Genomic DNA, 22,403 nt, shown 5'->3' on the forward strand with positions numbered 1-22,403 from the left:
AATTGATCAATTGTCTAATTAGGTAATTTGGGTTACGCTGTCACTAGGATTAACATTTGGGATTTGACATGAAATATCAGCAGCTTGAAAACTTAGAATGTGGTTGGAAATGGAACTATCTGGTAAAGAAATGGAAGGAAGGTGAATCCATTACCCGTCATATCGATTCAAGTGAAGCAGATGTCGCTGTTCAGAATCTTCTTAAGTTAGAACACCAGCCTACAGGCGTTCTTGAGTGGATAGAAGAGCACATGTCGCTAGAGCTCGACAACAAGCTAAAGCAGGCTATTCGAGCGAAACGTAAGCGCCACTTTAACGCAGAACAAGTCCATACCAAGAAAAAGTCGATTGATTTAGATTATCGCGTTTGGGAAAAACTTTCACAAAGAGCAAATGAACTAGGTTGTACGCTTTCTGACGCGATTGAATATTTGGTAAGTGAAGCATCAAGAAGTGAACAGGCAAGCAAAACAGTAACAAGCCTCAAAGAGGATTTGAGTGCGTTACTATCTGACGATAAATAGTGATTTAAGGCGGCTGTTATGATGTATGTGATTCTTATTGGAGCAGCACTCGTATTTTGGTTAGTTGCAATTGATAGGCCTGTGCTCAAAGTGACTTTTGAAAAAGGGCAAATAGTGCAGTTTAAAGGGCATATGCCACCAAGTTTCAAACACAACTTACAAGAAATCGGCCGTAATCAGAGCTTTGATGGTGAGCTGAAGGTTTATGCGAAACGCTCTGGCTACAACTTAAAGTTCTCCAAACAGGTTCCTAAAAGCACTCAACAACGTATTCGTAACGTTTTCCCTCATAATGGCTTTAAATCGAAAGGCTCTAAGAGAGCGTAAATTCTGATAATGCTAACTGACTAGTACTTTGACATTCTAAACTCATCCAAATTGTTCAAATTCGACCTGCATAATACCTTCAGTCGAAGGAGGTATTATGAAAAGGTTACTGATTCTCTTTTTCTTTTCTCATGTTTCTATCGCTGATGATGCGCTGGTTAACCCGGTGGCGAAGAAGATTAAATCTCAAGTTATCAAAACACTGAATGCTAAAGGACATGGTGAGCTTGATGGGTTTTGTGATTTGATGCTGGAAATGAAGCACAGCAAAGTATTCACCAAAGTTCATCGAGTTAGGACTCATGGTGATGCGAAATTATGTAAGCTAGCTAAAAAAGCAGTACCTAAGAAACAGTATCGGTACCAAAGCTATGAAAAATTCATTCGTATCCAGATAAGTTTTTAACGACAAACTGCAGCTAACGCACTATAACTAAATTTATTGAGTAACCGATAACTATCCCGTGAAAAATAATGCAACTTCATTTAATATATACCACTAATAATTTAGATAGGCTGTCATAACAGCCAGATAACGAAATGTGGTCAAGGGATTTGTAGGTTGTTGTTAGCAAATAAAAATTACACTCCTGAAGTAGTAGAACTCTCCAGAAAAATATCTTCGAATGTTGCAGAACGTTTTAACAAGTGGCTCGTCAGTCCCAAATACAAACTTAATCAGGACCTCGTTGACTCATTGCTTAGTCTTGAAAACCGCTATTGTGATGATGTTATTTTTAAAGAATCGGAGCGTATAACCAATAATCAACGCATTTTATTAATGTGCGAACAAGATAGGGTTGCCGCTAAACGTCAAAAAATCGCAGCGAAGCAAAACACACTGCGCTATGTTCTAGAAGATGTATGCGAAACAGCTTCAGTACTTCTAGAAAAGAAGCTTGAAAGCACTCTTATTAGCTCTCTTTTTTCTCAGCTTCCAGACTATAACGACTTCGCTAGCGTTGCCTATTCTCCCTCATTGAACTTCAATAAACTGCACCGCGTAGCGGAAGAGAATCGAGGCTTATCGTCGAGCCTAACGGACTTTGTTTCTAACAGGCAGTTTTGTGAAAAATACGGCCGTAAGCCTAAAGCCATCTTAGACCCGAAAATAGCCGTAGGGCAGATCGGGATTGATAATAGTCGATTACTTTTTCCTATCTTGATGAGCCAACCGCTACTTAAGTGGTCTGATGAAAATACGAAACATATTGCTCCGAAGCTATGGCAGCACTTAATGGTGACCGCAAATGCAACGCGTATACGTCTGCAAGACACTTCGGTCAGAGAGCCTGACGTTGGTATTCTATTAGGCACACTTCGTATTTTACCAATGTTTCTGGTATGCAATCATTTCTCTCAAACGTTTGAAGATGCTCTCGTCCAAACTATGCTGAGTTATCGTGAAGCAAGTGATAAGCACAACGAATACTATGCTTGTGCGGAAGTGTTACCTGATACCAGCTTTCTAGAGAAAGTGTTTTCAAGCATGGAAATGACACTGCTTAATAAGCTGATCGAACATATCGATTGGAGCCCGAATACCACTTACATTAAGCAAGCATTAGTGGAGGAGGTCGATGGTGTGAATGTTTCTGATAGGAGCGTTTATGGTGCTGCACTTGCCCAGGCTCATGCTTTTTCTATTTTCGAATCCCTAAACAATAGTGAATTGTTTAACCTCAAGCATCGTCCTTATTGGTTCTCTCAGGTGCAAATGTCGGGTTTGGCTATTGCTCAGATGAAATCGAGAGTCCCTGGGCAGTTGATGAATAGTATCTAGTTACCACGTAACTAAAGTGTGTTTAGCACCGACTTTGCAATGTAGTCGGTGTTTTCTTTCAAAGCTATAGTTACAGCCATCTCAATAATACCATCCGTGTTTTACGTAACTTGTTAAAACTCTTATATGTTTCACGAAAAAGAGCAGGGAACGTATAACATCCACACCTTATTTCTTTTTTAACTTTCAGCCTTAGAGCTTGAGTTAAGTTATCTTCAGGTTCATTAAAGTTATCGTATTTGTTTAACGTTAGTAGCATCAAGTTGCACTGTAACTTTTTCTATCTGAAGAATGAATGCTATCGCGTGTGCACCGAGAGTTTCTTGCATCAATATGAGTGTTGTGATGACGCAGAGCAACGATTGATTGTAAGTCGAACATTGTCAGGCAGCGATAGCAAACAAGAACGATAGAGAGCAAATCGGCTACGCATATCTAGGTGGTAAGTTTCCAGTTGAAATGAAGCTATCATTACAAGGCGACCAATCGGCTTATAAATCGGGAAACTATTAGTTAGATAGTTCAAGCTTCACGGTCAATAACTTCGGCGCCTTGAGTTAAAGCGCTTCGGTATCAAACTTGTGAGGTCAATGAAATGATGACAGCAGCAGAGCTCAAACAATCCATTAGCTGGTTACACAATGATGTGGATGAAGCACTTGAAGATGCCAATGATGAACGTGCAAAGGCACAATACAAAAAGATCTTCGACAGCTTAGAGTGGCTACATGAAATGTTGTTGATGCGAGAGTCAGATAAAAATCATGTGAAGATGCTTGGGTACCGTGAAGACTCCAATCAAGTTCAATGCATGGTGTCGAATGTAGTTGGTTTAAACTTCCTAGAAGTAAATGAACTGGCTGACTCGGAGTTTTTAATCGGTGACTGGTTCATGTCAGTTGCAAACGTGGATGAGCAACAAAGCCACCAAACCAAAATCTATGGGCCATACAAAACAGACCAACAAGCAATGGACGCAGCTCGTAAAAGCTTGTCAGTCACAAGGTTCAACGTAACAGATAGCCCAGAGCGCCATGCCCAATAAGTACAACCCAACTACGTATTATGTCTGATTATGTTTAATGGTGCATATATTATAAATTCAATGCAACCTCTTGTATTTAGAGGTTTTATCATTGAAGTATCGCGAAATGAGTAAGAATTACATTTTTCGAGAATTAGAGTGTCAAATGACCAAGGAAGAGGTCGCTGAACTCTGTTTTAAATCTGTGAGAACTGTCACAGGTTGGGACGAGGGGAATCCAATTCCTCCCGAGTGTAAAAGGCTCATGAGAATGGCCAAAGGTCGGGAACTTAGCATTAGTGAGGACTGGGAACAGTTCAAAATGTTACACGACCGAATGGAGTTGCCCACTGGCCAAGTCGTGAGACCACAACAAATATTGGCAGGGATTGCATTATTAGGAATTCAATCAGAGTTAGAGATTAAGACTTCAACACACTTACTCGGTCTTGCCAGAGCAATAGCTAATATCAAGAAATAGGGTTAGAAAAGTATGGTTTTTCTAGGGCGAGCTCTGAGTTGAATGAGCATAATTAACGTGATGTGATTTTTATTGGTAGAGTAACTGCGACTGGAACATTGAAATTCCTGTTTAAGTAGCCAGTCCTCCTTTTTGGTCATATCAAGGAGAAAGAAGCCGAACCTTTATCGAGAGGGTTCGGCTTTTTATTGTTTTTGTAGGGAATAATTCTATCTATTTATCTTAATCTTCTTCTTGGTCTACTTTTCTTCTCATCAGGCACATCTACATCTTTTTTTTCCGGCTTAGGTTCGTCTGTATCTTGTTCTTCCGGTTCAGGCTTATCGGGAGCAGGACCTTCCTGATTAGTAATATTCTTTTGTTGCTGCTCTAGTTCATTCTTTATTTTCTCTTCAACACATGCATCAATATCTACAGCATTTTCAAGTTCGCATTCATTTACAAATTGTCTAATAATTTCCTCTGACATACCTGTCTTATCGACTAAACGTTCAATTAATTTTTCAATTTCTTGCTTATAGTTTATAAAGTTCTCGATCGAATTTTCATGTTCTTCATTACTTGAATCAAAAGAATCCATAACCTAATTACCCTTAACATACTAATTTCAATGAATTTAACAACCACTACGATATATTAAAATTATGAATAATTACAATGAGTTTGAATGCTAGTACATGAGCTTAGTCACGTAATGTGTTAAAAGGTCATATACCAGAAGTATGTTGTCGCGAAGATTGAAGGTGAGGCAATTGCTTTATTGGGGGGGGCAGTAAGAGCTTGAGACCAAGACTTCAAGGTATCTACTGAAACTTGCCAAATAAAATAGTAATTTGCCTGCTACAGCTATAGCAGGCAAAAAGTTTACTGCATGATGTCGATGATTGCTTTTAGTTCAGGAACAACTTTTGCAGCCTCATCTAATACTTCCTTTGTAAAAAGCGAAGCGTAACTATTTTTATCGGTCGGGCTACCATCTAGCTTGGGATGAATAAGCTTTTTAGCTGTATTATTGTTTAATGGTGTTGGCTTTTTGAGTTTTAGAATTTGAATCAAAAGCCCTTCTAAACAAGGGTTTGAGCCAATCAAAGGTATATCCTTCTTTTTGGCCTCAGCAACGAGCTTGGGTGGCCAAGGTATATCTAAATCTAGCAACGCAGCTACACTGGTTTCTCCTCGCCCAGAACGAGCTTCACCCAATGCATCATTGATTACATTGTTTGGGCCTTTACCGCCTGCCGATTTTGGTTTTACGCTCTTGTTACCATTTGCGTATAACGAACGAATATGTAACAAAAATGCTTTCTCAGCAGAGCCTTCACCAACAAATATCAATACAGGCTTTTGTTTTTTTATTTTCCTAGCCATGTGACCTCTAATCGAATTCTGGAACGCCGCCAAGCAAGCCGTTAATATATTTAGAATATAGGTTGTCTCTTTCTTTGATACCTTCTATTTGGTCTATGCGCCAAACATCTGATACAGAGTCCTCTTTTTCTACTAGGTAGCAATGTTGTTTTCTCAGAACATCTAATACTTGTGGAGTATGCGTAGTGAAAATTAATTGAGCGTTACCTTTATTTTGATAACTACACTTGAATAAATCTAATATCTCTAGAGTTAATAGCGGGTGGAGATCATTATCAAACTCATCGAGAATTGCTACACCACCTGTATCGAGCTTTTGAATTATTTGCGCAAGCATGTAGTAAGCAGTTTGTGTACCATTAGACTCCATCCAAATCGGTACTTCATAGTCTTCATTATTATTGGAGTGTACAAAAAGAGGTACTAATCTCTCTTCTTCTTTGCCCGTTGTTTCGTTAAGAACTACACGATTTTCAATTTCTATATCTTTTACACCCAAGTCATAGTCTCTTAGTAGAGATTTAACTTTTTCAAAGCTCTCAGGGTTAGAGTCAAAATACTCTGTAGCCATCTCTAAATGTATTTCGTTATCTCTTCCACTTATAGTTAAGTTAGAAGCATTCAAGCTAAAGTATGCTGCTACTAAAATAATATAAGGAGCTTTAGCTGCTTGTTTTTCATCATCTCTAAATCGTGATAGGTAAGAAATCATAGAGCAGTTCTTTGGACAGCCATCGAACATTGAAAGTTTACCTCTCACATACTCGTTATTTTTCTTAATAACGTATTGGCCGTCTATCAACTCTCTTGAGAATACTCTACGGAATAAGCCTGTATCTGGCGATTTGATTTTCAGCTCTTCGCGTTCGACATGTGTCTCATTCAATGCAAGTGAGTATCTATATTCGAACTCATTAGCTATGTCGCTTGGGGTAGATAGAGGAACTATGAAATCAATCTCAATCTCTGTTAGACCTTCGCTATTGGCGAAGTGAGGAATGATAGGGATTTCTTCTTCCTTATCTAGAGATCTAAATGAATGAGTAAGGAACCAAGAAGCAAATGCCAGAGGTTTTAGAAGATTGGATTTACCGGAACCATTAGCTCCAAAAACACACATTACTTTAGATATTTTTGAACCGTCACCTTGTTCGTAATCAAAGTAAGAATGCGTACTTTTTTTAGAAACCGTTAAATCAACATTTGTTTCATCTAGGTATGATTGAAAATTTTTGAACTTATAGCTTTTAATCATTTTTAATGCCTTTGGGACGTTTTTTTGTCTCTACATTGAGCATATCACTAAAAAATTGATTGTCGAGAAAGAATTCTGTCAGTTTCTCACACTACTAAATTAAAATTAGGCTCAAAAAAGTAGAGCATGAGACCGAATTGGCTGATAGCTAGGTCGAATTTACCCCCGTGATACAACACGGGGGCTAACGTCCCGCGCTTCGTTGCGGCCCTCCCGACGAAACAGGCCCCTCCCAACGAAGCGCGGAACGAAGCTCAGTTTATGCGCGATGTTAGATTGTTGGGTTGCAGTAGCAAAGAGCCCCACTGATATAGTGAGGCTCTGCAAGGGATGTTCTGGCAGGAAAGGGGCTGGCACTTCATATTCTCAGCTTGGGCAGTTTGAAACACTCACCAGTTAAGCTCTGAGAACCATTGACCATTATCGAGTGGCTCGGTGCATCGTTCGCGCTCCGCTCTCACTTATCCCTGCGGGGCGATACTATGCTTGAGCAGCTTCGTTGGTGCTAGGTTCTTCTATGCCAAAAAGTGACCTCTCTAGCTCAAAATAGTCATAGCTCTTTCTTACCTTAAAATGCTTGATTTCAACACCCGCAGACGCAGCGGCCATATCAACAAGCTTGTCTCGTTCCTTTCGATCTTGGCGGTTATGAGTTGAATCATCTAACTCGATGAGCATTTTTACCTCTAGAGTTAAAGGGTCACAGAGAACAAAGTCGACATGTTTCTTGGCAATAGCGTTGAAAGCTCTCCACCAATCACTTTTGTTGTATGCTCCTTTCTTTGGAGCCATCACATCTGCTATGCGCACCTTTGAAAAAACGGTGTACTTTCCTTTGGTCACTATAACCAAAGCTTGATAAAAGCTGAGTTCATTAGCAGTACAAAGCTTTTTAATCGGCTGATATTGATAGTGTTTAGTCGAACTATCATCAGGGTTTTGTGAACCATTCAGTGAAGACTTAAGAAACTTTACTATCAAGGCAAGAACAAAGAAGAGCGCAGCAAGTATGAGAATTGATACATCCATATATTTAATCCAGTGGGTTAATGTATGGATGCATGTTATCAGTCAGATTTTTATGTGAAAAACATCAATACTAGAACGTCACAGCCTTACCAAAATCAAAAGGATCATGTTTTGTCTCTTCGTTGTTGGGTTCGACGCACGTCAGAATCTTTTCTGAATCACCCCAAGTCACACTGTACACGCAATCTGCTAATACTTTAAAGCCATAACCCATCTCTATCAGCTCAAACTGACTGAAAGTGAACAGCTTACTTTGGTTCTCATGCACCTCGATGTAAATACGTACAAAAGAGTTCTGAAAGTCGACCAAATTCTTGCTGATATCTTTCCAAGCGGTTTGGCGAGAGTAGCCCGTTACCGATAATTCAAACTCACTAAGAGGGCCAAAACCCTTAGCGCGATTTTTAGACTTCGAACTGTCATCTGGCACACCATCAGGAACTGAGACCTGGGGCGGCTCAGATTGCTGAATTACTGTAGTTGGTTCAGGCTCTGATTCACCGTCTGACCAAGCGTATATGTTAAAGATGATTCCACAAACAATGAGTAAGCCACCCATCCAAAAAGGCCAACGATGCCATATTGGTTTAATGTCGTTGCTCATGGCCTCGGCTACGCTGCCGCTACTTTGGGTGTGGGACTGATAGAAAGGGAAGAATGACTTCTTATACTTGCGCTGTTCTTCGTTGACGACCTCAGTCGTTGCACCAATTCGCACTTTCTGTACGTGTTCTTGCTACCAAAAGCGGTATTCTTAGCGCAGTAATAAGTCATTTCAACCATATCGCGAACGTCTTTATGAATCTTCCTCAGATTCTGAGTCAGCAATATGATGTCTATGCCGTAGTGACCATGCAGTGAATAGAACTCAAGAATCTTACTATCCAGCTGTCTATTAGGTAGCACCATATGGGCCTCATCAATCACGAACAGAGGGCCTTTGTTATCAGCGTCTCGCCAATCACTTTGGTAATCCTCAAGCTTTGAAAAGGGTCTATCCATAGAGCCATATTCGTTTAGCTTACCGTCAACAACCTCTATGAGTTCGAGCACATGATTGCCAAAAACCTTTTGGAAATAGGGCACGTTTAAAGTGACATTGGTAACGACTTTTCGACCCGCCTTGATAGCAGGAATAATGTGATAGGCCACGCTCTCATAGCTTTTACCGCTACGTGGTCGGCCTGCAATACAATAAATCATTAAGAACCCAACCTTGTAAATGGAATTAACTGCAGAATCATGCGAATCGCAATCGCAGAAATGATAAGGCTTAGGCACTGAGGCAAACCCACAGCACCCATGACCCAAGCTACGTTGGGTGGGATAGACTCTAAATACTGGCTGACGTCCACAGGCTCAAATGCAGCCACCGCCCAAGACAATCCCTTGTTCACGACAGACATGAATTCTTCAACAATCCAGAAAACCATATCTTTCAGCATGTCGACAAGGCTTATAACGAGTCGATAGAGAAACTCCAATAGCTGATTGAAAAGCGAGATAATCCAATCCATAAGTTATCCTCCAAAGATAATTTGACGACAATAGAACGCTGTCGATGCTAAGAAGATGAAGCGGAGAAAACCAAATATCGAATCTAAATCGATGTAGTCATCAAATGAAAAGTAGCCATAAAAAGGAACGGGCAGACCGAAGTCAGGGCGCTTAGCACCACTTAAATCAATCTCACCAAAGCTAGAAACGAAAGGGTCAACCACCGATGTTTTCATCTCTTGAAGTTGAGCGGTAACAATGCTGTCTAAACCACCGTCATAACTGGACTGATAGAACCCCTGACAACTGGAGGTTTCAATACAAGAGCCACCAGTTCCGGCCGCTGAAGTATCAACTTCTTTCAAAAGCTCACCTATGTCGTTAACGCCCTCGGTTAGTCCGTCTACTTTCCCCGATAACCCATCAATGCTTGTTTGAACACCTGATAAGTCGACGGTTGATGTGCCTCCGGAGATGGCTCCTATCTGGTCACTCAATTGGTCGATTCTCGCGCCAAGCTCCTGATTGACGGCATAAGCAGCATCATCAGCAACACTGGATAACATTTGAGTGTGGAAATCTTGTGTTTGCTTAATGTCGGTGGTGCTTGTAAGAACCTTATTGAGTTTGCTTTTTATCTCTCCATTAGCTTTAAATAGCTTTTTGAAATTTTGAGGATTATTCCAAGATTTAGCAGCATTTTTTAGTTGCCTTTGTTGGTCTGCCGTCAAACCTCCACCGCCAGAAACCTCAAGGTTGTTTACAGCGTTCAAAACTTGATTAGAAATATCTTGTGCACCACTTGCAGCATCTGCGGCATTTTCAGCATTACGCTTAGCCTCATAAACGTAACCACCAAGAGCAGAGATAGAACCTTGATTAGCAAGAACACCATCGTTAATGGCATCCAGTTCGTTATGTAATTCAGAGAATTTAACGTCAACATCGCTAAATTCATTTTTAATCAGTCGACTGTTATCAACACCGCCATCGATGTTGTTAATAGCGCGTTCTAAATCTTGTAGCTCTTTTCGAGTCCGCTCCTCTTGAAACGTCATTGTCTGGCGTAGGTTCTCAAGTGTCCTTGTAAACTTCTTACTCGTATTACCCTCAGCCATAAGATTGATAATATTTGTCAAATCTCGATTAGCGTTAGAAAGACTGTAGATAGCGGTATTAGAGCTTTGGCAATCAGGGTCTTGAGCATCACACTTTATAAGCTCAGGTCGGCTTGCTTTGTACAAATCAAAAAAGGGATCAAGTTTGTCAGGTATCCCGTTGTTATCCGAATCAAGGTCCACGTTATCATTAAGAGTGGGATTAGGGTCAACACCATTTACAAGTCCGTCACCGTCCCAGTCTTCATCATTGTCCGGTATACCGTTGTTATTCAAATCGTCAGGGTTTGCCGTTTCACTACCACAGTTAAAAATATCTGTATCGGCATAGTTCCAACTTGCCGTGCAGTATGAATCAGGTTGGGGCGGATTATCATCGCAAGTAAGACTCCCTACAGGAAGTAAGGAGCGACTGGGTGGTGTATCAGAGCAGAGCTTCACCTTGAGCTGAGAATACGGGCCGCCGTAAGTGACATCAGCGGATAGAGCAGGCGCAGAACAAAGCAAAGCTAATAGAATTAGAGATGTGCTTTTCATAAAACAACCTATAAAAAAAGGAGCCGAAGCCCCTTTGAAATTAACCTTGGAAATTCTGAGCAGCTAGAAAACCAGACAAGCCACCCAAAAGAGCAAAGACCATAAGAATCAGGTCATGTATGGCGACCAACATACTCAGAAACCTCCATCAGTTAAGCGGACTTAACAGCACGTTTGGCAAGACCGATTGCCTTATACGCCATAGTGATACCAACGATTGCTACACCCGCAGCACCCACTTTAGTTGCAACATCAGCAAAATCTACAGCAGCCCAAATAGCTTCCATAATTCAGTTCCTTATAAAATTTTAATTAACTTAACCGCCATTTTGACGGCATATGACATAGCGAAGCCGCTAACGAAAACCAGTGAGAAAGCCCCACCGAAAGCCGCCGTAGCTTCGATTGCAGTAACCTGAGTGAACCCCATCAAATATTCATAATCACTAGCTGTAATCACAATGACTCCAGAGCAGGACTCAACTGACGTTTCAACTAAAGCTAGAAATCCATTGTCATTTGGTAAGGCACACTTAGGCATAACAATTCCGTTTTAATCTACTTCTTAAGTGACGCATCGAAATGCTTTTGAATGTCCGCATCAGCAGGGACGAGCTTAGTCACCAAGATGTCGAGAGGATCATCAGGGTTGGCACCGAAGTTCAGTTCATATTCACGATTGGCAACAAATGCGCGTGTACGGATGAGTTCGCGCGCGTAGTTCACATCGATTTTCAACGCTTGTTTGTTGTAGGGAATATCCGTCGAGAACCCGATGCCTGTTTGTTGAAACTTCTCGTTGTCGACTTCTTCCACAGCACGAAGCACGGCCAGTTCCGCGAATTCCATACCGGATTTAGGGAAACGCTTGATAGAGATACCAGTTATTGTAGGCATATTGTTGACTCCAAAATTTCGATTTTCTTTTTCGTGTATTCGTCAGGAATCCCTAACGAGGTTTCAAAGTTGGCGCGTCTGTGGTGAGTGGGAATGAGCATCCCGAACGCTTCACCCAAATCACCCTCAGTCATCGCAACGATTTCAGCCGACCCTTACCACATTGACGACGAATCCAAGCGATACGAGCGAAGAACTCTAGACCTTCTTTCTTCTTGTTCAGCTGAAGTTTCATTGGTTCCGCTGGGTCGATACTGGCCGCGAAGTCGCAGATGCCCGCGAACGCAGAAGTAGGCGAGGCGAGGAGTGACAAATCACACTTCTTCAGCTCCACTTCGTTGCGGTACCAAATCACTTCAGGGTCAGTAATCTTTTGCTCAAACTTCTTGTTATAGATTCGCCAGTAGACCGTTGACGTACGAGAGCCAACGAGAACCGCTTCTTCTGATAACTCACCAGATTGAGAAACGCGCTTATGAGGAACCATTGTCGGACCACGACCACGAGAAGCAGTGCGAAATGCTCCCTCATAAAAACATTTCTCAGCGTACTTACAGTCAAAGATTCCGGTGTAGTCATCGACACACAAATCAAGGCGGGCGAGGCGAGTGATGCCCAAGATAGATAACCACCAGTGCAGTTTTTGGTGTGAGATGAACTCGAACAACTTCGAACAACCCGTACCGTTGATTTGCACAAACACCGTGTCATTGTTGCCACCGATACCAACTAGACCACATTCCACTTCACCCGTTGAATCGAGAATCACCATAGAGTCGTTGTAACCATGAAGGCCACGGCCACGCATCGGAGACAAACGGAAGTTGAACACCTTGGCCATGAACTCCTCGAACCTATGAGCCAGAATCTTGCTGCATTTGTTACGATGTAACTCCATGGATTTCTCTATGGCTTCTGGTGAGTTAAAGCGGCCGTTAACGCTGACTTTCTTAAACTCTGGGAACTGCAAGTTGATAAAGTCTTGATCGTTTGAGTTGTCCAAAGAACGCAAAGAACTGTAGGAAAACGAAAACGCTAAGTGGTCAACTTGTACCGGACGAATTTCGTCGTGATACTTGTGCGGTTTCTTAGATGGCATGGAAAACTCCCTTAACCAATAACTCTTGATAGTTCTCGTCAGTAATCTCGACCACTTGGAACGAGGTCATTCCGTAGTGCGTCATCAAGAACTGGTAAAAGTCGTAAGGTGTTTTGAAGAACTCATGACCCCAAGTGAAGTAAGCATTGATGCCATGGCTCGGTTCGTTATCGAAGTAGATTGAATCCATCACGAACACTCCAAGGCCAAGAGCTCAGGAGTAGGAGACCGAACCATCAGATTCTTGGTACTCGATGTTTTAATAAGGCAGCTAAGGTCTTGCACCAGTGAGCGAACAAACTCGAAGTGTTCTTGAGCACGATGCTTATCTTTCAGCATGGCTAAGATTTCAGTGACAGCGTCACCAGAGAATTGAACGCCATTATCAAGGCGTTGGCCTAAACGAAATATCTTGAACTGGCGCAGATAGCTGCGAATCGACTTAGCCAAGTTCGGTTGAGTTCGTGAGCTTGAGGTTATCGATAAGACACCATCAACCAACGTGTATTTGAAAGAGCCAACATGCTTGGCCGTCGAAAGAGACTGAGATTTAGCGACTTGGCGATTGGCTTCTTTGATAGATGCTTGGTTATTTTCGAACTCGGCCTGACGTTGGCGCTGACGAGAAGCAAAGTCTTGTTTGGCTTTAACTAGCTTGAGTTCATTGAAGTAGTTGATGCATTCAAGAGCGAACTCAGTTAACTCGCCAGATGAGTCATACATAGATTCGCCAAAGTTCTTACGAAAGAACACACCAGTTAGGCGTGGGCTAACTTTGAATTCATTTTTAATGAGTATGACAACGTTACAGTCCAACATAATTCACCTTAGGAAAAGAAGCTTTTGCCTGCATGAGTACCGATTTATGGGGATTCTAGTTGCCATTAATGGGGATTGTAAATAGCGCAAATTGGGGATTAAAAAGCTAGAATGAGATCAAACGGAGATGAGCTATGTATGCAAATAAACTATTAGATGCTTATAAAAAGTCGCAAAACTACGTACAAGATAAGCAGATAGCACATGATTTAAATCTTTCACCACAGAAGCTAAGCAAAATACGCAAAGGTATTCGCTATGTATCTGATGAGGAAGCAATTTTCTTAGCTGAAAATGCAGGAATTGACCCAGAGCTAGCTTTGCTAGGTTGTCACGCTGACCGCAATGAAAACCCAGAGGTAAAACAACTTTGGGAGCAGATTGCAAAAAAGTTTGATAGGCATGGTTTGTCAGGCATTTCAATGGCTTGCGGTGGATTAGCATTATGGATGATGCCTACCCAAGAAGCACTAGCCAACTGCGTATTATGGGTTTGAATTATGTTGAGGGTTTGCTGAAAGCCTGAATGAAATCAAACGTGGGCGAGGGATATGCTCAATTAGAAAGGCCAGCTTGCTGGCCTTTTTTAATGCTCATCGTGAGAATCGTTTAATGATTGAAGCCCGTAATATAATTTGCATAATGCGTGTGTTATTGCTGTGTAACAATGCTTTTAGGTAAGTTGGTGTATTCGTTGGAGCATTCATATTCTGTATGCAACCATAGAGCTACAATCATTGCTTGATCTAATATGTGCGGGTAGATGTCAAGCTTTCTTGCCCATTCTTGAGCTTGAAGCTTAGCTCTTCTGATACTTATATTACGACTGATTTTTTTATTTGCTCCATGTTGCTCGAATACCATGTCAAGCCATAGGGTGGCAGTATTAACTTCGTGATAAAATGTATCTAATTCTTGAGTTATCTTTTCTATTAGAGACTCGTCTATTAGTTCTGGTCTTTTATTTTTGATTTCGTTGAGGACTTGAATTGTAGCTTTCTGGTCAATCATCATATCTATATCTCCCTCTCTTTTAATATATGCTAACCTATCTAAGTGTCTAATATCAAAGGTTTAATACTACACAGCACTGTTACGTTATGACTCACTTTTCGCTGCTATAAGCTTGCTTGTAGAGGGAAAATGAGTGGCCAAGCGCCCACGTTCTTTAAGAGTCAGTTTCAGTCAATCGCGCGGCAGTTTTTGGTTTATCTCGACCTATGACGAATATTGACGAGCGAGACTAAGCGAGGAAAATTGAGGAGTAGGTCGAAGCTAGATTTTTCGAATGGAAGGGGCCCCGTTTCGTCGGGGAAGGAGCCATTCGTAAATGGCTCCTTCTGGCGAAGGTACACTATCTTTAATAGTGTACTCTTGTTTCATTTTGAAACACTACTTAGACAAAATTTGCTTCCAAGATCTTACACAGCTTTCTTCTTCTTGCTTGTTATTGAATAAGATTGAGCCATTTTCGTATAGCGCTAACATGTCTCGAGCTTGATTTTTATCACGCTCTTCAAATGAAAATATAGGGCGATTAGATTGCTTGGTTAACTCTTCTATAAACCCTTTTTTATCATCGACATATTCATACATCGTCATGATAACTTCAGTTTCAGATACCCCCTTCATGCAAGGCCCAACAAGCTTCATGAACTCAAAAGGATCTAACTGCGTCACTTGATCTTTTTTGCCTTGGCAAATCTCGCGTTCAGTTAGGTTTAAAGCTTTTGCCAATTTCGCCACTTGAGTCGCTTTGGGTTCGGTTATTCCTCTTTCCCATTTACTGACTGTCTGCACAGTTACGTCCATCTGTTCAGCTAAATCTTCCTGCTTTATTACTAGTTCAATTCTACGTTCTTTTAGTACTTCACCAATACTCATGTTTACGTTGTCCATATCAAAACCTTACATTAGTTTAAGTTTACACCCACTTTAGTGTTGCTTATTAGTAACACATACTTTAGTGTATATGTACATACACAAAAGTACTTATTAAACTTCTTGACAGGGTTTTAGGTGTGATAGACAAACTCAAGATATCAATACCATTTAAAGCAGAATTCACTATGACGACTTACCAAGCTAAGTCGGGTGAAGCTGTCTCTTATGTTGATATTAAAGAGTGTTCTCGACGCGGAATCGGCTTGGAGGCGAAGACGATTTTCTTTACCGGAGAGTCTGGCTCGGATAAGTACGAAGTTGCTGACTTAAGGCATGCGTTTGAATCTCTTCCAACGCACTTTACTGGTATGGCATTCAAGATTTATCAAGGAACGCGCTTGCGTTCTCCTTGTATAGAGTTAAAAGCTTCTCCCGCAAAAATTTTGCAAGGACATAATGTTTACGGGCCAACATCTATTGAAGTTGGAGCGGTTGAAATGTTGATGGCATTTTATAACAACTATCCAGACGTCTACGAAATGCTTGACGTTCCATTATCGACACTAGATACCATTGATGCGACGTATTCAGCTCGAGTTAAAACTGAACTCCAAGCTCGCCAAGTTATCCAGCAACTCAAAAATGTATCGAATAAGCAGATGCGTACAGCCGTACGTAATGAGCATGAAACCACAGTTTACTTCAACAAGAACTCTCGCCACTGTGATCGCAAAGCTTACTTAAAAGGGCCTGAGTTCAATCGTCAGCTGAGAGATTTAAGAGCACTTCAGGAGAAAGGTGATCATTCATATGATCGTGTTATCGATGTCATGTCTTCACCTCAATTAATAAATTATGCACGGCACTTAGTACGCTTTGAGGCAGGAGCTCACCGTCGCTACTTAGACGCTCTAGAAATACCCAAAAACCTATTTGAAGCAATTAGTTATCAAAAAGAATACGAGTCGGAAGGTCGAAACTTAATAGCAGATATCTGGACGAAAGCATTTACGCCATTACTAGACGCATTAGAGGGACAACGCATGAACATCTTTAACGACGAAGAAGTCCATAACAACTTGAAAAAAACTTATTATCGCATCACTCCAAAAGGAAACGTCTCTTACGCTAAAGCTGACAAGTTATTCCGTTTTTATCGCTCGTTAGTATCAGATGGCTATTGTGCGGTATATCAATCATTTACATCTAGAGCAACATTCTCTCGTCAGCTAAATGACTTATTAGCAATCGGCTTTTCAAAAGCACAACTTCAAAACCTTCAAGGTAATGAGAAGGACAATGTAGTTCCTCTATTACAAGTCATTGAAATCGACTTCTCACAACAACACCCAACTGACTATAAAGAGCCCAAAGTAGGGCACATATCACGAATGTATGGTTACGGTGAAGACAACGTAATCAGACTAACAGCTTAACCAAACTCATAAGGAAACATCATGCTAAAAATCGAGATCTTCCCAGAAAACGTACAAGTTGAAACACGAACAATCCCAGCAAAAGAAGGTAAACCGCCTCGCAAGATTTATGAGCAAATAGCTTATGCACACTTAGGTGGCAAGTTCCCTGTAGAGATGAAATTACAATTAGAAGAAGGCCAACCAGCTTATGTATCAGGACTTTATACAATACATTCCTCTAGCTTTGTTATTAATCAGTTCGGCTCTCTTGAGTTGAAACGCTTCGGGCTACTCATTGACCCAATAGTCGAAAAATAAACTGCGAACAAGGAAGTTAAACGTCATGGCTACAGTAGGAATATATAACCCAAACAATAGTGTTCATCTTGGCTTAGCAGACTTTGAGTTACTTCAATTATCACGGCCAACATATAAAGCTCGCTTTATGCGTCGAGGTCATGAAGATGTTCAACTCTTAGTCTTTTTAGATGACCATCGAGAAATCCCATTTGTTAGAGTTCCACTCGAAATCTTACTAAAGGCAGCTAAGAGTTATGAGTCAAACAACTAGTTATTTTACTCATCCATTTTTTTGTATTCCACGAGATGAACGTAAAACAAATGGCTCAAAGGGAGCTCGTATCGCAGGATACGAGCCATACTCATCAGAAGAAGATGCTTACTTAATCGAGCATTATCAAAAAATACCTTTGACCCATATTGCTAAAAAACTCGGTCGCTCGGCTAGCTCTGTCTACACACGTTCTAAGAAGTTAATTAGAGATGATCTGATAGTTAATAATCAACAGTGGAAAAAATCGCACTATAGTGAAAAAGAAGACGCATTCATTATCGAATGCCAAGATAAAATGTCCTTCGAACAAGTTGGTCAGGTTCTTGGCCGCAGCAGAGACTCAGTAAAAGTTAGAGCCGGTAAGTTAGGCGTCTCATACAGGAAGGTTGCTGAAACATCTCCGGTAGTAAAGCTATATAATGATGATGTTGAGTTAATACGTCAGTTATCAGAGTTAGGCTTAACTTATCGAGAAATCTCAGAAAAGTTCGAAGTTGATGAGAGTCATGTGAGGAAAGTCTGTCTCTTTAAAGAGCGTTTATACTTGGATAAGAAGGATTATTTTAATCATATAAATCGTCAAATAGATGCCATAGATGGCCAGGATTAACCTGAAAGAAATCACAATCCAACTGCGCATTATGGGTTTGAATTATGTTGAGGGTTTGCTGAAAGCCTGAATGAAATCAAACGTGGGCGAGGGATATGCTCAATTAGAAAGGCCAGCTTGCTGGCCTTTTTTAATGCTCATCGTGAGAATCGTTTAATGATTGAAGCCCGTAATATAATTTGCATAATGCGTGTGTTATTGCTGTGTAACAATGCTTTTAGGTAAGTTGGTGTATTCGTTGGAGCATTCATATTCTGTATGCAACCATAGAGCTACAATCATTGCTTGATCTAATATGTGCGGGTAGATGTCAAGCTTTCTTGCCCATTCTTGAGCTTGAAGCTTAGCTCTTCTGATACTTATATTACGACTGATTTTTTTATTTGCTCCATGTTGCTCGAATACCATGTCAAGCCATAGGGTGGCAGTATTAACTTCGTGATAAAATGTATCTAATTCTTGAGTTATCTTTTCTATTAGAGACTCGTCTATTAGTTCTGGTCTTTTATTTTTGATTTCGTTGAGGACTTGAATTGTAGCTTTCTGGTCAATCATCATATCTATATCTCCCTCTCTTTTAATATATGCTAACCTATCTAAGTGTCTAATATCAAAGGTTTAATACTACACAGCACTGTTACGTTATGACTCACTTTTCGCTGCTATAAGCTTGCTTGTAGAGGGAAAATGAGTGGCCAAGCGCCCACGTTCTTTAAGAGTCAGTTTCAGTCAATCGCGCGGCAGTTTTTGGTTTATCTCGACCTATGACGAATATTGACGAGCGAGACTAAGCGAGGAAAATTGAGGAGTAGGTCGAAGCTAGATTTTTCGAATGGAAGGGGCCCCGTTTCGTCGGGGAAGGAGCCATTCGTAAATGGCTCCTTCTGGCGAAGGTACACTATCTTTAATAGTGTACTCTTGTTTCATTTTGAAACACTACTTAGACAAAATTTGCTTCCAAGATCTTACACAGCTTTCTTCTTCTTGCTTGTTATTGAATAAGATTGAGCCATTTTCGTATAGCGCTAACATGTCTCGAGCTTGATTTTTATCACGCTCTTCAAATGAAAATATAGGGCGATTAGATTGCTTGGTTAACTCTTCTATAAACCCTTTTTTATCATCGACATATTCATACATCGTCATGATAACTTCAGTTTCAGATACCCCCTTCATGCAAGGCCCAACAAGCTTCATGAACTCAAAAGGATCTAACTGCGTCACTTGATCTTTTTTGCCTTGGCAAATCTCGCGTTCAGTTAGGTTTAAAGCTTTTGCCAATTTCGCCACTTGAGTCGCTTTGGGTTCGGTTATTCCTCTTTCCCATTTACTGACTGTCTGCACAGTTACGTCCATCTGTTCAGCTAAATCTTCCTGCTTTATTACTAGTTCAATTCTACGTTCTTTTAGTACTTCACCAATACTCATGTTTACGTTGTCCATATCAAAACCTTACATTAGTTTAAGTTTACACCCACTTTAGTGTTGCTTATTAGTAACACATACTTTAGTGTATATGTACATACACAAAAGTACTTATTAAACTTCTTGACAGGGTTTTAGGTGTGATAGACAAACTCAAGATATCAATACCATTTAAAGCAGAATTCACTATGACGACTTACCAAGCTAAGTCGGGTGAAGCTGTCTCTTATGTTGATATTAAAGAGTGTTCTCGACGCGGAATCGGCTTGGAGGCGAAGACGATTTTCTTTACCGGAGAGTCTGGCTCGGATAAGTACGAAGTTGCTGACTTAAGGCATGCGTTTGAATCTCTTCCAACGCACTTTACTGGTATGGCATTCAAGATTTATCAAGGAACGCGCTTGCGTTCTCCTTGTATAGAGTTAAAAGCTTCTCCCGCAAAAATTTTGCAAGGACATAATGTTTACGGGCCAACATCTATTGAAGTTGGAGCGGTTGAAATGTTGATGGCATTTTATAACAACTATCCAGACGTCTACGAAATGCTTGACGTTCCATTATCGACACTAGATACCATTGATGCGACGTATTCAGCTCGAGTTAAAACTGAACTCCAAGCTCGCCAAGTTATCCAGCAACTCAAAAATGTATCGAATAAGCAGATGCGTACAGCCGTACGTAATGAGCATGAAACCACAGTTTACTTCAACAAGAACTCTCGCCACTGTGATCGCAAAGCTTACTTAAAAGGGCCTGAGTTCAATCGTCAGCTGAGAGATTTAAGAGCACTTCAGGAGAAAGGTGATCATTCATATGATCGTGTTATCGATGTCATGTCTTCACCTCAATTAATAAATTATGCACGGCACTTAGTACGCTTTGAGGCAGGAGCTCACCGTCGCTACTTAGACGCTCTAGAAATACCCAAAAACCTATTTGAAGCAATTAGTTATCAAAAAGAATACGAGTCGGAAGGTCGAAACTTAATAGCAGATATCTGGACGAAAGCATTTACGCCATTACTAGACGCATTAGAGGGACAACGCATGAACATCTTTAACGACGAAGAAGTCCATAACAACTTGAAAAAAACTTATTATCGCATCACTCCAAAAGGAAACGTCTCTTACGCTAAAGCTGACAAGTTATTCCGTTTTTATCGCTCGTTAGTATCAGATGGCTATTGTGCGGTATATCAATCATTTACATCTAGAGCAACATTCTCTCGTCAGCTAAATGACTTATTAGCAATCGGCTTTTCAAAAGCACAACTTCAAAACCTTCAAGGTAATGAGAAGGACAATGTAGTTCCTCTATTACAAGTCATTGAAATCGACTTCTCACAACAACACCCAACTGACTATAAAGAGCCCAAAGTAGGGCACATATCACGAATGTATGGTTACGGTGAAGACAACGTAATCAGACTAACAGCTTAACCAAACTCATAAGGAAACATCATGCTAAAAATCGAGATCTTCCCAGAAAACGTACAAGTTGAAACACGAACAATCCCAGCAAAAGAAGGTAAACCGCCTCGCAAGATTTATGAGCAAATAGCTTATGCACACTTAGGTGGCAAGTTCCCTGTAGAGATGAAATTACAATTAGAAGAAGGCCAACCAGCTTATGTATCAGGACTTTATACAATACATTCCTCTAGCTTTGTTATTAATCAGTTCGGCTCTCTTGAGTTGAAACGCTTCGGGCTACTCATTGACCCAATAGTCGAAAAATAAACTGCGAACAAGGAAGTTAAACGTCATGGCTACAGTAGGAATATATAACCCAAACAATAGTGTTCATCTTGGCTTAGCAGACTTTGAGTTACTTCAATTATCACGGCCAACATATAAAGCTCGCTTTATGCGTCGAGGTCATGAAGATGTTCAACTCTTAGTCTTTTTAGATGACCATCGAGAAATCCCATTTGTTAGAGTTCCACTCGAAATCTTACTAAAGGCAGCTAAGAGTTATGAGTCAAACAACTAGTTATTTTACTCATCCATTTTTTTGTATTCCACGAGATGAACGTAAAACAAATGGCTCAAAGGGAGCTCGTATCGCAGGATACGAGCCATACTCATCAGAAGAAGATGCTTACTTAATCGAGCATTATCAAAAAATACCTTTGACCCATATTGCTAAAAAACTCGGTCGCTCGGCTAGCTCTGTCTACACACGTTCTAAGAAGTTAATTAGAGATGATCTGATAGTTAATAATCAACAGTGGAAAAAATCGCACTATAGTGAAAAAGAAGACGCATTCATTATCGAATGCCAAGATAAAATGTCCTTCGAACAAGTTGGTCAGGTTCTTGGCCGCAGCAGAGACTCAGTAAAAGTTAGAGCCGGTAAGTTAGGCGTCTCATACAGGAAGGTTGCTGAAACATCTCCGGTAGTAAAGCTATATAATGATGATGTTGAGTTAATACGTCAGTTATCAGAGTTAGGCTTAACTTATCGAGAAATCTCAGAAAAGTTCGAAGTTGATGAGAGTCATGTGAGGAAAGTCTGTCTCTTTAAAGAGCGTTTATACTTGGATAAGAAGGATTATTTTAATCATATAAATCGTCAAATAGATGCCATAGATGGCCAGGATTAACCTGAAAGAAATCACAATCCAACTGCGCATTATGGGTTTGAATTATGTTGAGGGTTTGCTGCAAGCCTGAATGAAATCAAACGTGGGCGAGGGATATGCTCAATTAGAAAGGTCAGCTTGCTGGCCTTT

The 22,403-nt window shown here is 40.7% G+C and carries 30 protein-coding genes and 3 pseudogenes; 16 read left to right on the forward strand and 17 right to left on the reverse strand.

Annotated elements, in window-relative coordinates:
* Window positions 1–68: 68 nt before the first annotated feature.
* The 7 genes and pseudogenes from matP to FIV04_RS27130 all read left to right on the forward strand — a co-directional run bounded on the left by matP (window position 69) and on the right by FIV04_RS27130 (window position 4,139).
* Entirely contained in the window at window positions 69–524 is a 456-nt protein-coding gene (matP, locus tag FIV04_RS06830; RefSeq protein WP_150872368.1) for a macrodomain Ter protein MatP, read from the forward strand.
* Window positions 525–542: 18 nt separating this feature from the next.
* Window positions 543–851 carry a DUF3634 family protein gene (locus tag FIV04_RS06835; RefSeq protein WP_150872370.1) on the forward strand — a complete coding sequence of 103 codons (309 nt, stop codon included), beginning with the start codon at window positions 543–545 and terminating at the stop codon, window positions 849–851.
* Between the two features lie 97 nt (window positions 852–948).
* The gene (locus tag FIV04_RS06840; RefSeq protein ID WP_152468657.1) at window positions 949–1,257 is read left to right on the forward strand and encodes a hypothetical protein; all 309 of its coding nucleotides are present in this window, start codon (window positions 949–951) and stop codon (window positions 1,255–1,257) included.
* Between the two features lie 156 nt (window positions 1,258–1,413).
* Window positions 1,414–2,634, forward strand: a complete 1,221-nt coding sequence (locus FIV04_RS06845) for a hypothetical protein (RefSeq protein ID WP_152468658.1) — start codon at window positions 1,414–1,416, stop codon at window positions 2,632–2,634.
* 362 nt (window positions 2,635–2,996) lie between these two features.
* Window positions 2,997–3,233: pseudogene (locus FIV04_RS06850) on the forward strand (single-stranded DNA-binding protein).
* A complete protein-coding gene (locus tag FIV04_RS06855; protein WP_152468659.1) occupies window positions 3,230–3,679 on the forward strand; it encodes a hypothetical protein in 450 nt (149 codons plus the stop codon). The pseudogene FIV04_RS06850 and the gene FIV04_RS06855 overlap by 4 nt, the downstream one beginning before the upstream one ends.
* A 91-nt stretch (window positions 3,680–3,770) precedes the next feature.
* The gene (locus FIV04_RS27130) at window positions 3,771–4,139 is read left to right on the forward strand and encodes a phage protein (RefSeq protein ID WP_116871519.1); all 369 of its coding nucleotides are present in this window, start codon (window positions 3,771–3,773) and stop codon (window positions 4,137–4,139) included.
* A 217-nt stretch (window positions 4,140–4,356) separates the two neighbouring features.
* Here FIV04_RS27130 and FIV04_RS06865 read toward each other — a convergent pair whose 3' ends face one another.
* The 13 genes and pseudogenes from FIV04_RS06865 to FIV04_RS06920 all read right to left on the reverse strand — a co-directional run bounded on the left by FIV04_RS06865 (window position 4,357) and on the right by FIV04_RS06920 (window position 13,758).
* On the reverse strand, window positions 4,357–4,719 hold the full coding sequence (locus FIV04_RS06865) for a hypothetical protein (protein ID WP_152468660.1): 363 nt from the start codon (window positions 4,717–4,719) through the stop codon (window positions 4,357–4,359).
* 284 nt (window positions 4,720–5,003) lie between these two features.
* Window positions 5,004–5,507, reverse strand: coding sequence for an RloB domain-containing protein (locus FIV04_RS06870; RefSeq protein WP_152468661.1), 504 nt, complete (start codon window positions 5,505–5,507; stop codon window positions 5,004–5,006).
* 7 nt (window positions 5,508–5,514) lie between these two features.
* Window positions 5,515–6,762 carry an ATP/GTP-binding protein gene (locus FIV04_RS06875; protein ID WP_152468662.1) on the reverse strand — a complete coding sequence of 416 codons (1,248 nt, stop codon included), beginning with the start codon at window positions 6,760–6,762 and terminating at the stop codon, window positions 5,515–5,517.
* Window positions 6,763–7,242: 480 nt separating this feature from the next.
* Window positions 7,243–7,791 (reverse strand): DUF2726 domain-containing protein, encoded by a 549-nt coding sequence (locus tag FIV04_RS06880; RefSeq protein WP_152468663.1) that lies wholly within the window; start codon window positions 7,789–7,791, stop codon window positions 7,243–7,245.
* 70 nt (window positions 7,792–7,861) lie between these two features.
* Window positions 7,862–8,994, reverse strand: a pseudogene (locus tag FIV04_RS06885) (zonular occludens toxin domain-containing protein).
* Window positions 8,994–9,308 (reverse strand): DUF2523 family protein, encoded by a 315-nt coding sequence (locus tag FIV04_RS06890; RefSeq protein WP_032549088.1) that lies wholly within the window; start codon window positions 9,306–9,308, stop codon window positions 8,994–8,996. The pseudogene FIV04_RS06885 and the gene FIV04_RS06890 overlap by 1 nt, the downstream one beginning before the upstream one ends.
* 3 nt (window positions 9,309–9,311) lie before the next feature.
* Entirely contained in the window at window positions 9,312–10,943 is a 1,632-nt protein-coding gene (locus FIV04_RS06895) for a hypothetical protein (RefSeq protein WP_152468664.1), read from the reverse strand.
* Window positions 10,944–11,095: 152 nt separating this feature from the next.
* Window positions 11,096–11,230, reverse strand: coding sequence for a membrane protein (locus FIV04_RS27315; protein ID WP_048612093.1), 135 nt, complete (start codon window positions 11,228–11,230; stop codon window positions 11,096–11,098).
* An 11-nt stretch (window positions 11,231–11,241) separates the two neighbouring features.
* The gene (locus tag FIV04_RS06900; protein WP_152468665.1) at window positions 11,242–11,484 is read right to left on the reverse strand and encodes a single-stranded DNA-binding protein; all 243 of its coding nucleotides are present in this window, start codon (window positions 11,482–11,484) and stop codon (window positions 11,242–11,244) included.
* 17 nt (window positions 11,485–11,501) lie between these two features.
* The gene (locus FIV04_RS06905) at window positions 11,502–11,840 is read right to left on the reverse strand and encodes a DUF1293 family protein (protein ID WP_032549084.1); all 339 of its coding nucleotides are present in this window, start codon (window positions 11,838–11,840) and stop codon (window positions 11,502–11,504) included.
* Window positions 11,828–12,939 (reverse strand): annotated as a pseudogene (locus tag FIV04_RS06910) (replication initiation factor domain-containing protein). The gene FIV04_RS06905 and the pseudogene FIV04_RS06910 overlap by 13 nt, the downstream one beginning before the upstream one ends.
* Window positions 12,929–13,129 carry a hypothetical protein gene (locus tag FIV04_RS06915; protein WP_032549081.1) on the reverse strand — a complete coding sequence of 67 codons (201 nt, stop codon included), beginning with the start codon at window positions 13,127–13,129 and terminating at the stop codon, window positions 12,929–12,931. Before FIV04_RS06915 ends, FIV04_RS06910 begins: the two are co-directional and overlap by 11 nt.
* Window positions 13,129–13,758: a hypothetical protein gene (locus tag FIV04_RS06920; RefSeq protein ID WP_152468666.1), complete on the reverse strand. Its 630-nt coding sequence runs from the start codon at window positions 13,756–13,758 to the stop codon at window positions 13,129–13,131. The genes FIV04_RS06915 and FIV04_RS06920 overlap by 1 nt, the downstream gene beginning before the upstream one ends.
* Window positions 13,759–13,892: 134 nt before the next feature.
* On the opposite strand from FIV04_RS06920, the gene FIV04_RS06925 reads away from it, so the two are divergent.
* Window positions 13,893–14,255 carry a DUF3693 domain-containing protein gene (locus FIV04_RS06925; protein ID WP_152468667.1) on the forward strand — a complete coding sequence of 121 codons (363 nt, stop codon included), beginning with the start codon at window positions 13,893–13,895 and terminating at the stop codon, window positions 14,253–14,255.
* A gap of 154 nt (window positions 14,256–14,409) precedes the next feature.
* Here FIV04_RS06925 and FIV04_RS06930 read toward each other — a convergent pair whose 3' ends face one another.
* Entirely contained in the window at window positions 14,410–14,772 is a 363-nt protein-coding gene (locus FIV04_RS06930; RefSeq protein WP_152468668.1) for a hypothetical protein, read from the reverse strand.
* 378 nt (window positions 14,773–15,150) lie between these two features.
* A complete protein-coding gene (locus FIV04_RS06935) occupies window positions 15,151–15,657 on the reverse strand; it encodes a helix-turn-helix domain-containing protein (RefSeq protein WP_152468669.1) in 507 nt (168 codons plus the stop codon).
* A 122-nt stretch (window positions 15,658–15,779) separates the two neighbouring features.
* On the opposite strand from FIV04_RS06935, the gene FIV04_RS06940 reads away from it, so the two are divergent.
* From FIV04_RS06940 to FIV04_RS27135, 4 genes are read left to right on the forward strand one after another with little or no spacing between them, the layout of a single operon-like run.
* Window positions 15,780–17,078 carry a phage/plasmid replication protein, II/X family gene (locus tag FIV04_RS06940; protein ID WP_152468670.1) on the forward strand — a complete coding sequence of 433 codons (1,299 nt, stop codon included), beginning with the start codon at window positions 15,780–15,782 and terminating at the stop codon, window positions 17,076–17,078.
* Window positions 17,079–17,099: 21 nt separating this feature from the next.
* Entirely contained in the window at window positions 17,100–17,378 is a 279-nt protein-coding gene (locus FIV04_RS06945) for a single-stranded DNA-binding protein (RefSeq protein WP_152468671.1), read from the forward strand.
* Window positions 17,379–17,403: 25 nt separating this feature from the next.
* The gene (locus FIV04_RS06950) at window positions 17,404–17,631 is read left to right on the forward strand and encodes a hypothetical protein (RefSeq protein ID WP_152468672.1); all 228 of its coding nucleotides are present in this window, start codon (window positions 17,404–17,406) and stop codon (window positions 17,629–17,631) included.
* Window positions 17,615–18,244: a DNA-binding protein gene (locus FIV04_RS27135; RefSeq protein WP_253895384.1), complete on the forward strand. Its 630-nt coding sequence runs from the start codon at window positions 17,615–17,617 to the stop codon at window positions 18,242–18,244. Before FIV04_RS06950 ends, FIV04_RS27135 begins: the two co-directional genes overlap by 17 nt.
* Before the next feature lie 195 nt (window positions 18,245–18,439).
* Here FIV04_RS27135 and FIV04_RS06960 read toward each other — a convergent pair whose 3' ends face one another.
* Complete coding sequence (locus FIV04_RS06960) at window positions 18,440–18,802, reverse strand: hypothetical protein (RefSeq protein ID WP_152468668.1); 363 nt, start codon at window positions 18,800–18,802, stop codon at window positions 18,440–18,442.
* A 378-nt stretch (window positions 18,803–19,180) separates the two neighbouring features.
* Entirely contained in the window at window positions 19,181–19,687 is a 507-nt protein-coding gene (locus FIV04_RS06965; RefSeq protein ID WP_152468669.1) for a helix-turn-helix domain-containing protein, read from the reverse strand.
* A gap of 122 nt (window positions 19,688–19,809) precedes the next feature.
* Between FIV04_RS06965 and FIV04_RS06970 the strand changes: the two genes are divergently transcribed.
* The 4 genes from FIV04_RS06970 to FIV04_RS27140 are packed head-to-tail and all read left to right on the forward strand — an operon-like array spanning window position 19,810 to window position 22,274.
* The gene (locus tag FIV04_RS06970; RefSeq protein WP_152468670.1) at window positions 19,810–21,108 is read left to right on the forward strand and encodes a phage/plasmid replication protein, II/X family; all 1,299 of its coding nucleotides are present in this window, start codon (window positions 19,810–19,812) and stop codon (window positions 21,106–21,108) included.
* Between the two features lie 21 nt (window positions 21,109–21,129).
* A complete protein-coding gene (locus FIV04_RS06975) occupies window positions 21,130–21,408 on the forward strand; it encodes a single-stranded DNA-binding protein (RefSeq protein ID WP_152468671.1) in 279 nt (92 codons plus the stop codon).
* A 25-nt stretch (window positions 21,409–21,433) separates the two neighbouring features.
* The gene (locus tag FIV04_RS06980; RefSeq protein WP_152468672.1) at window positions 21,434–21,661 is read left to right on the forward strand and encodes a hypothetical protein; all 228 of its coding nucleotides are present in this window, start codon (window positions 21,434–21,436) and stop codon (window positions 21,659–21,661) included.
* Window positions 21,645–22,274: a DNA-binding protein gene (locus tag FIV04_RS27140; RefSeq protein WP_253895384.1), complete on the forward strand. Its 630-nt coding sequence runs from the start codon at window positions 21,645–21,647 to the stop codon at window positions 22,272–22,274. The genes FIV04_RS06980 and FIV04_RS27140 overlap by 17 nt, the downstream gene beginning before the upstream one ends.
* The last annotated feature ends 129 nt before the right edge of the window (window positions 22,275–22,403 follow it).

Origin of the sequence: Vibrio sp. THAF190c (assembly GCF_009363355.1) — a bacterium.
Lineage (GTDB): Bacteria > Pseudomonadota > Gammaproteobacteria > Enterobacterales > Vibrionaceae > Vibrio > Vibrio fortis_A.

Bases quoted from the DNA above. Each gene is read 5' to 3' on its own strand.
- FIV04_RS06915 (WP_032549081.1), bottom strand. From the start codon at position 13,129: ATGGATTCAATCTACTTCGATAACGAACCGAGCCATGGCATCAATGCT.
- FIV04_RS06975 (WP_152468671.1), top strand. From the start codon at position 21,130: ATGCTAAAAATCGAGATCTTCCCAGAAAACGTACAAGTTGAAACACGA.
- FIV04_RS06960 (WP_152468668.1), bottom strand. From the start codon at position 18,802: ATGATGATTGACCAGAAAGCTACAATTCAAGTCCTCAACGAAATCAAA.
- FIV04_RS06925 (WP_152468667.1), top strand. From the start codon at position 13,893: ATGTATGCAAATAAACTATTAGATGCTTATAAAAAGTCGCAAAACTAC.
- FIV04_RS06980 (WP_152468672.1), top strand. From the start codon at position 21,434: ATGGCTACAGTAGGAATATATAACCCAAACAATAGTGTTCATCTTGGC.
- FIV04_RS06905 (WP_032549084.1), bottom strand. From the start codon at position 11,840: ATGCCTACAATAACTGGTATCTCTATCAAGCGTTTCCCTAAATCCGGT.
- FIV04_RS06865 (WP_152468660.1), bottom strand. From the start codon at position 4,719: ATGGATTCTTTTGATTCAAGTAATGAAGAACATGAAAATTCGATCGAG.
- FIV04_RS06900 (WP_152468665.1), bottom strand. From the start codon at position 11,484: ATGCCTAAGTGTGCCTTACCAAATGACAATGGATTTCTAGCTTTAGTT.
- FIV04_RS06870 (WP_152468661.1), bottom strand. From the start codon at position 5,507: ATGGCTAGGAAAATAAAAAAACAAAAGCCTGTATTGATATTTGTTGGT.
- FIV04_RS06920 (WP_152468666.1), bottom strand. From the start codon at position 13,758: ATGTTGGACTGTAACGTTGTCATACTCATTAAAAATGAATTCAAAGTT.
- FIV04_RS06950 (WP_152468672.1), top strand. From the start codon at position 17,404: ATGGCTACAGTAGGAATATATAACCCAAACAATAGTGTTCATCTTGGC.
- FIV04_RS06855 (WP_152468659.1), top strand. From the start codon at position 3,230: ATGATGACAGCAGCAGAGCTCAAACAATCCATTAGCTGGTTACACAAT.
- FIV04_RS06965 (WP_152468669.1), bottom strand. From the start codon at position 19,687: ATGGACAACGTAAACATGAGTATTGGTGAAGTACTAAAAGAACGTAGA.
- matP (WP_150872368.1), top strand. From the start codon at position 69: ATGAAATATCAGCAGCTTGAAAACTTAGAATGTGGTTGGAAATGGAAC.
- FIV04_RS06875 (WP_152468662.1), bottom strand. From the start codon at position 6,762: ATGATTAAAAGCTATAAGTTCAAAAATTTTCAATCATACCTAGATGAA.
- FIV04_RS06880 (WP_152468663.1), bottom strand. From the start codon at position 7,791: ATGGATGTATCAATTCTCATACTTGCTGCGCTCTTCTTTGTTCTTGCC.
- FIV04_RS06840 (WP_152468657.1), top strand. From the start codon at position 949: ATGAAAAGGTTACTGATTCTCTTTTTCTTTTCTCATGTTTCTATCGCT.
- FIV04_RS06895 (WP_152468664.1), bottom strand. From the start codon at position 10,943: ATGAAAAGCACATCTCTAATTCTATTAGCTTTGCTTTGTTCTGCGCCT.
- FIV04_RS06930 (WP_152468668.1), bottom strand. From the start codon at position 14,772: ATGATGATTGACCAGAAAGCTACAATTCAAGTCCTCAACGAAATCAAA.
- FIV04_RS27315 (WP_048612093.1), bottom strand. From the start codon at position 11,230: ATGGAAGCTATTTGGGCTGCTGTAGATTTTGCTGATGTTGCAACTAAA.
- FIV04_RS06890 (WP_032549088.1), bottom strand. From the start codon at position 9,308: ATGGATTGGATTATCTCGCTTTTCAATCAGCTATTGGAGTTTCTCTAT.
- FIV04_RS06935 (WP_152468669.1), bottom strand. From the start codon at position 15,657: ATGGACAACGTAAACATGAGTATTGGTGAAGTACTAAAAGAACGTAGA.
- FIV04_RS06835 (WP_150872370.1), top strand. From the start codon at position 543: ATGATGTATGTGATTCTTATTGGAGCAGCACTCGTATTTTGGTTAGTT.
- FIV04_RS06945 (WP_152468671.1), top strand. From the start codon at position 17,100: ATGCTAAAAATCGAGATCTTCCCAGAAAACGTACAAGTTGAAACACGA.
- FIV04_RS27140 (WP_253895384.1), top strand. From the start codon at position 21,645: ATGAGTCAAACAACTAGTTATTTTACTCATCCATTTTTTTGTATTCCA.
- FIV04_RS27135 (WP_253895384.1), top strand. From the start codon at position 17,615: ATGAGTCAAACAACTAGTTATTTTACTCATCCATTTTTTTGTATTCCA.